The sequence below is a fragment of the Hymenobacter agri genome, from assembly GCF_054778495.1.
In genome coordinates this window covers 1-7,487 of the sequence record NZ_BAAGZM010000173.1, presented here as the reverse complement: position 1 = coordinate 7,487, position 7,487 = coordinate 1, and the positions used below count along the sequence as shown (strand labels likewise).

The window sequence follows — 7,487 nt, the reverse complement described above, 5'->3', positions numbered from 1 at the left end:
CCCGAGCCCGCGCCGGGCGTGAAGCTGAGCGTGGCGCTGGTGCCGGTGATGCCCGTGATGCTGGCCGCCGTCACGGGCGGGCAGCTGATGTAGCTCACGCGCACGTTGTCGAGGCCGATATCAGTTACGCCGAAGTCGCCGGTGGCTTTCAGGCGGATAACCGTGGTAGCCGTCAAACCCGTCGTGGGCAGGCTCAGGGTCTGGCTGGTCCAGGCAGCGGCCGTGGTCAGCTTCAGCAGGGTGCGGCCAAAGGTGGCGCCGCCGTTAGTGCTCACCTGCACGCTCAGCGAGTCGCTGCCGCTGGTGTTGAGGTAGTCGAAGCTCAGTGTGGGCGTGCCAGTCGTGCCGGCCATGTTCACGTACAGGTCGAGCGTGCCGGTGCCACGGCCGGTCACATCATAAGAGTGGAATCGGGCCGAGTGGGCGCTGGTGCCACCGCCGAGCGGGCTGCCGGCCGGCGTGTAAGCGCCTGAGGTGCTGCTCCAAGCGGCGCTGGCGCCGTCATCTTCGCGGCGCCACGAGGTGTTGCCCGTCACGGGCGTGTTGCGCCAGTTCACGCCGGGAACGTCGCGGGTGTCGCACTGGCTGAGCCAGGTGGCTTCGAAGTCCTGGGTGTAAGGCGTGGTGTTGTTCACCAGCACGTAGGGCGCCGCGGCGCAGGCCGTGTTGAACGAAGCCGTCGAGCTGGCCGATGAGCCGCTGGTACCGCCGCAGTTAGTTACAATCCCAACGGTATACGCAGTGCTGGGCGTCAGGCCGGTAATTGCAATCGGCGAGCTGGTGCCCGTCTGCGTTATCGGGGCGCCGGTGGCTGGGGTCACGGTCACGGTGTAGCTGGCGGCCCCCGTTGCCGGAGTGAAACCTACCGATGCGCCCGTGCCGGTAATGGCCGTCACGCTCACGCCCGATACCGCCGGGCAGGCTGCTGGTGACCCGATGGTCACAACAAAGTCCTTGGTTTCGCCGCTGCCGAACGACGTGCAGGCATCTGTAGCGCCGTTGGCGTTACCGTTTATACGGCTCCGGATGCGCATGCCCGTCTGGCCCTGCACGGCATTGCTGGGCACCTGAAACTGCACGCTAACGGGCGTGCCGGTGGGCGAGTTCGTCGTTACCTGCGTCCACTCGCTGGCTTCGTATAAAAAGTTGTGGTTGTAGTCAATCCACACCGATACAATGCTTGTGCCGGTAAGCGTGGTGCTCAGGGTATAGGGAACCCCACCCGACAGCGTGGCCGTGGTAGAGCCCGTGGCCGGGTAAGCCGTGTACGCTTGGCCGCCGGCGCTGGTACAGGTCAGGCCGGTAGCATTAAGCGTTGTGCCCGAGATGCCCACCGTCGTAATGTCGTTACCGCCGCACACCCCGCCGAGGCCGGTGGCGCAGTAACTGGTGGTTTGGGCGTGGCTGGCCGCGCTGGTCAGCAGCAAGGCCGCCGCCAGCGCATGGGCGCCCGAGCCCCGCAATTTTTCAAGTAAGCGTTTTTTCATGAGTGGGGGGGGTGAAGGGGAAAAAAGTAGGGAAAAAAGTAGGTGTAAAGCAGGTGAGCGAAGCTACGGCCCCGGGTGAAGGGCCAGCAGGCAGAACAAGAGGTGGCAGAGGCAAGCGGTAGCAAGCAGATGCGCCGCGCCACTGGGTGGTGCAGAATAGGGAGCGGGCATCGCAAACAGCCGCACAATGACGGTTATTTCGGGGTGGCCGCGGCTACTACTGGTTGCGCATTGGGTAGCAACATACAGAGAAAAGGCGATGAGAAAAAACTATTGTGAAATAGTTCATTTTTGTGCGATTTTTGTGCAATTTGGCTCGTAATTTGCTCGCACAGAAGTCGCTGCCGACCAATTGTCTGAGTGATTTTGCGTGGCGGCTTTGTTGTTGTCGGATACACTTGTACCTTGGTTGGCCAAAGCCTTGCCCCACTGAGGCCCGATTATAATACCAGGCACAACTTTTTGCCGCTTGCTCTGCCACCCACCCTGTTTGCTCTTTTGTTTTCCCCTTCACCCCTTCACCCAAATGAAAAAAACATTACTATCCTTCTGGCTCTTGCTGTGGACGTGCGCCCTACTGGGCGGGCTGCCCGCAGCCCGCGCTTCTCACCTGCTGGGTTGCGACATGACCTACACCTCGCTGGGCGGCAACCAGTATAAGGTACGATTCCGGTTGTACCGCGACTGCTCGGGTATTCCGGCTTCGCCCTTCACGCTGGAGTGCCGCAACGGTGGGTGCAACGCCCCCGCCTCCGTAACGGCGCCGCTGGTGCAGTTGGGGGCTACCGTATCGGCTACGCCGCTGTGCCCCAGCACGCCCGGCAGCTGCCAGAACCCCTCGTCCATTTACCCACTCTACGACTTCACCACCTACGAAGCCACGGTGGCACTGCCTCCCGGCCAGTGGACGCTGAGCACCAGCCAGAACGCCCGCCCCAGCATTGCCAACATCGTGAACGCGGGCGACCTGTACGCCGAAGCGTTTCTCGACAACCGCACCTTGGGTGGTTCGGCCGTGCTGAATACCTCGCCGCAGTTTGACCCGCAGGATATTCCGATTCAGTATGTGTGCGTGAACAAGCTGACCACTTTCGGTTTTTCGGCCATCGAGCCCGATGGCGACTCGCTGGTGTATTCGCTGGCGGCGCCCCTGCAGGGCTGCGGCCAGCCCATCACCTACGCGGCTTATCCCAATGCCCAGAGCGGCGTGGTGATTATTAAGCGTAACCCATTGTGTGTGCTCGAATTCCCGGGTTTGTCGGGCGGCGCGCTGTTCACGCCGCAACTGCCCATCCCCGTAGCGGTTGACACCGCCGGTAGCTGCCCCATCCGCCAAGCGGTACCGTATTTCCGCCTCAACCAGCAAGCCCGTACCATTACGTTCACGCCCAACCGCTACGTGCCGGTAACCTCGGCTGCCGATGGTGCCAATAAGTACCAGGTAGTGGTAGAAGTGAACGAATACCGCCGCGTTAACGGCGTGCGTCGCATTGTGGGCCGCGTGCGCCGCGAAGCGGTGCTTATCGTTATCGACTGCGGCAACAACACCACGCCCAACCCCGTGGTGGTGCAGAACCAGACGCCGAACTCGAACACCGGCACGACCAACACCGTCGATACTACCCGCATCAGCGTGTATTCGTGCAACTATTCGCGCGTGCTCGTCAACTTCACCGACCCCGACAACCTGAAAACCCCCAGCGCCCGCCAGCGTCTGACCGTGACGGTGCCGTCTACCATCAACTCCGACCCGAATTACCTGGCCTCGGGCGACGTGGGCACGTTTGCTTTCAGCACCGACCCGGCGCACGTGAACGGCTCGGAAAACCCACAGGCTACGTTCATCTTCCAGCCCTCGCCCAACCAAGTGGGCAAGATTATTCGCATCAACGTGCGCATCGAGGACAATGCCTGCCCGGTAAAGGGCCTGCAGAACCGCGTGATTGTGATTCGCATTCTGAAGGGCAACTTCGCCACGGCACTCGCCACGGCCGGCGGCACCAGCCTGAATGGTGTTTCGCCCGTCACCATCTGCAGCGGCTCGCTGAACCTGAATGGCTCGGTGGTGCGCCCCGACTCCATCCGCAACCTGGTAACCGGCAAGTCGGTGCTGCAAACCTACGCCTACCAGTGGAGCCTGGTGCGGGGCAACGGCTTCAACACGGCCACGGCCACCAACAAAACCATCACGGTGAACCCCACCGTTACGAGCCGTTACCGGTTGCTCATCACGCCCACCAGCGGCTTTGGCCCGGGCTGCGGCGATACGACCTCTATTCTGGTGCGGGTGGCGCCCCCGGTGGCGGCCAAGTTTACCATCACCGACTCGATTTCGAGCCGCCCCGTAAGCAACGCCGGCATTGCGCCCGGCCGACTGGTGCCCCCGATTACGTATAAGTTTACCAACCAGTCTACCATCAACGGGCAGGTGCCCTGCGCCAGCGGCGTAACGACCAACTGCTACACGTCGCCGGAATTCCGCCTCGATTCGCTGGTGTGGACCTATCAGCGCATTAAAGATGGTGCCGGCGCTCCCACGACGAACGCCCCGGTAGTGGTATTCAACCGCGGTTACGCCCCCAAAGACCTGAAGCTGACCGATGGCGGTACTTACCTCGTCCGACTCAGCGCCGCCTCGACGCTCATCACCAACGGCACCACTTCGAGAGTGCCCGGCCAGTGCGCCGCTTCGGTGTATCAGCGCCTTGTGATTGTGCCCGAGCTGAACGTGCCCAACATCATCACCCCGAACAACGACAACCTGAACGACGTGTTTGTACTGCCCGTGAGCCAGCGCGGCGGTAAGCTCGAAATCTTCAACCGTTGGGGCACCAAAGTGCAGGAGTACAGCAACTACCAGAACACCTGGGCCGGCACCGGCCAGCCCGATGGTGTGTACTACTACTACGTCACCGACCAAAGCGGTAACAAAACCAAAGGCTGGGTGGAAGTGCGTCGCGGCCAATAATTGGCAGATGAGTGCTTCACCGCAAAAAAAGAAGGCCGCGAATTTCGCGGCCTTCTTTTTTTGCTTCGTCCTGATTGGTGAGCTGCGGTTGGCGTCAGGCCAAGCGGTGCCGCTCGTTTTTGATGGCGTTGTGCACCGTCCAAGGTACTTCGTGGAGCAGGGGCTGCTGGCGCACGGGGCAGCTGGGCATGAGGCAGAGCGAGCAGGCGGCGGGCGAGCAGGGGTCGGCGTGCACAAACATCTCGACTTCCACGGCGAAGCGCGTACGAATCAGCTCCTCGATGTCGTGCAGCTGGGTGTGCACCTGCTCTAGCGTAAGGTAGTAGGGCATCTGCATGTGGCAGTCGATGTGCAGGTTGGAGCCGTAGCGCTGCACGCGCAGGTTGTGCACGTCAATCCACGACGGCCGGCGTTGGGCCTGCAGCTCGGCAATGACGGCCGTCACCACGGCCACGTCGGTTTCGTCCATCAGGCCCGATACCGCTTTGCGCAGCATGCGGCCCCCGTTCACCAGAATAAAGCCGCCCAGCAGCAGCGCCGCACCGCTGTCGAACTGCACCACGCCGGTGGCCTGCACCAGCAGCAGCGCCCCCGACGACACAATGGACGTGATGGCATCGATGAACAGGTGCTGCCCGTCGCCCACCAGCGCCACCGATTTCAGCGCCTTGCCCTGGCGCACCAGCAGCAGGCCCACGGCCAGGTTCACGGCGGCGGTGCTGGCCAATAGCAGCACGCCCCAGTCGGGCTTGGCCACGGGGTGCGGGTGCAGCAGGTGCCCCGTAGCGCTGTAGAGAATGAAGGCCCCGGCCATGAAAATCAGGCCGCCCTCGAAGCCCAGCGACAGGTTCTCGATTTTGCCGTGGCCGTAGGGGTGGTTTTCGTCCTTGGGCAGGCTGGCCAGGTAGAGGCTGTAGAGGGCAAATCCGCTGGTAAACACGTTGATAATGCTCTCCAGTGCGTCGGTGAGCACAGCCTGCGACTTGGTGAGGTAGTAGGCGTAGAACTTGATAGCTACCAAGCCGATGCTGACCACGAGGGAAAGCAGGCCGAGGCGGTTTTTGATTTTAGCGGGCGTCATGAAGCGGCAGTTGCGGCTGCAAAGGTCGGGCACGATGCGTGCGCCGGGGGCAAGCGCCGAAAACCCTGAGCCGCCCCGGCTGGCCCTATTAACACCGGAGCGCTGAGTATCTGGGCCAAACAGATTGACCGGCCCGCGCAACCTTTTGCAGGCAAAGTGGTATTTAAGCCGGTCAAAAATAATTTTTAGGTTAGTCTAAAAATTGCTAACTTTAGCTATTCAAATTTGCCCGTGCCTCCTTCACTACTCACTGATACCACCCCGCCTGCCGAAGCTGGCTGGCGCCACGCCCGGCGGGGCAACTCGCTCAGCGAGGTGTATGCCAGCATCAAGGTGCCGCCCGCCAACGCCTCGTTCTGGCGCAAGCTGATGGCCTTTTGGGGCCCCGGCCTGCTGGTGGCCGTGGGTTACATGGACCCCGGCAACTGGGCCACCGACCTGGCTGGCGGCGCCCGCTACGGCTACACGCTGCTAAGCGTGGTGCTGATTTCCAACCTGTTTGCCATGTTGCTCCAGCACCTGGCGGCCAAGCTCGGTATTGTGACGGGCCGCGACCTGGCCCAGGCCTGCCGCGACCACTACACGCGCCCCGTGAGCCTGGCGCTGTGGGCACTGTGCGAAGTGGCCATCGCGGCCTGCGACCTGGCCGAAGTCATCGGTTCGGCCATCGCGCTTAACCTCTTGTTCAAGCTGCCGCTGGCCTGGGGCGTGGTGCTCACTACGCTGGATGTTCTAGTGGTGCTGTTTTTTCAGCACAAGGGTTTTCGGGTGATTGAAAGCCTGGTGGCCGGGCTTATCGTGCTCATTTTCGGGTGCTTTCTGTATGAAATCATTGCCTCGCACCCCGACTGGCTGGCCCTGAGCAAGGGACTGGTGCCGCAGCCCGAAATCGTGACCAACCCGGCCATGCTGTACGTGGCCATCGGCATTCTGGGGGCCACGGTGATGCCGCACAACCTCTACCTGCACTCCAGCATCGTGCAAACGCGGGCTTTCCCGCAGGATGAGCTCGGCAAACGCTCGGCTATCAAGTTCGCCACCATCGACTCAACGGTGGCGCTGTTCCTGGCGTTTTTCGTGAATGCGGCCATTCTCGTAACGGCCGCCGCCGCCTTCCACGGCAAGGGCCACGAGAATGTGGCCGACATTGCCGACGCCCATAAGCTGCTGACGCCGGTGCTGGGCGCGGGCGCGGCCAGCGTGCTATTTGCCGTGGCCCTGCTGGCTTCGGGCCAGAACTCGACCCTGACCGGCACGCTCGCCGGCCAGATTGTGATGGAAGGCTTCCTCGACATCAAGCTGAAGCCTTGGGTGCGGCGGCTCATCACGCGCATCATTGCCGTGGTGCCGGCGCTGGTGGTGGCCATCATCTACGGCGAAAAGGGTACCGGCCAGCTGCTAGTGCTGAGCCAGGTGATACTGTCGCTGCAGCTCAGCTTCGCGGTGGTGCCGCTGGTACTTTTCACCGGCAGCCGCGCCAAAATGGGCGTGTTCGTGAACCGCCCGGCGGTGCAGGTGCTGGCCTGGGTGGTATCGGGCATCATCATCGTGCTCAATATATTTCTGCTCTGGCAGACGTTTTTCGGCTGATAACTACTCGCTGCCCGACGGCCCATTCTGCCGCCGGGCATAATTGATTGACCGCTGGCTTCATCAGCCAGCTTTGCGCCGGCCCCTGCGGCCCGTTTCTGCCCACTTACCGGACTTCGATACGCACCTGTTTTTTAGCGGGCCGGACCTGCATTGCCTTTTGCGAACTGCTGAAACGCCTATGAAAACGCTTCTACTTATCCTTTGCTTACTATCGCAACTGGCTGCTGCGCAAGTAGCTGAAGTAACCGGCATCGTGCGCGACCAGCAGCGCCAGCCGGTGCCGTTTGCCAGCGTTGGCGTGGTGGGCACCACGGTAGGTGCCACGGCCGATGCCGGCGGCCGCTTCGAGCTGCACGGC

The 7,487-nt window shown here is 62.1% G+C and carries 5 protein-coding genes; 3 read left to right on the top strand and 2 right to left on the bottom strand.

Features of this window, described 5'->3' with window-relative positions; genetic code table 11:
• Nucleotides 1-1,487: GEVED domain-containing protein (locus ACYVDE_RS10575; RefSeq protein WP_460501479.1), on the bottom strand; the 1,487-nt coding region annotated here is incomplete at its 3' end.
• A gap of 526 nt (nucleotides 1,488-2,013) precedes the next feature.
• On the opposite strand from ACYVDE_RS10575, the gene ACYVDE_RS10570 reads away from it, so the two are divergent.
• Nucleotides 2,014-4,455 (top strand): gliding motility-associated C-terminal domain-containing protein, encoded by a 2,442-nt coding sequence (locus ACYVDE_RS10570; RefSeq protein WP_460501478.1) that lies wholly within the window; start codon nucleotides 2,014-2,016, stop codon nucleotides 4,453-4,455.
• Nucleotides 4,456-4,549: 94 nt separating this feature from the next.
• On the opposite strand, the gene ACYVDE_RS10565 is transcribed toward ACYVDE_RS10570, so the two are convergent.
• Complete coding sequence (locus tag ACYVDE_RS10565; protein WP_460501477.1) at nucleotides 4,550-5,569, bottom strand: cation diffusion facilitator family transporter; 1,020 nt, start codon at nucleotides 5,567-5,569, stop codon at nucleotides 4,550-4,552.
• A gap of 198 nt (nucleotides 5,570-5,767) precedes the next feature.
• Between ACYVDE_RS10565 and ACYVDE_RS10560 the strand changes: the two genes are divergently transcribed.
• Together ACYVDE_RS10560 and ACYVDE_RS10555 are read left to right on the top strand one after the other, a co-directional pair.
• Nucleotides 5,768-7,126 carry an Nramp family divalent metal transporter gene (locus ACYVDE_RS10560; RefSeq protein WP_460501476.1) on the top strand — a complete coding sequence of 453 codons (1,359 nt, stop codon included), beginning with the start codon at nucleotides 5,768-5,770 and terminating at the stop codon, nucleotides 7,124-7,126.
• A gap of 181 nt (nucleotides 7,127-7,307) precedes the next feature.
• Nucleotides 7,308-7,487, top strand: a 180-nt coding sequence (locus ACYVDE_RS10555) for a peptidase associated/transthyretin-like domain-containing protein (RefSeq protein WP_460501475.1), incomplete at its 3' end; no start/stop codon positions are given.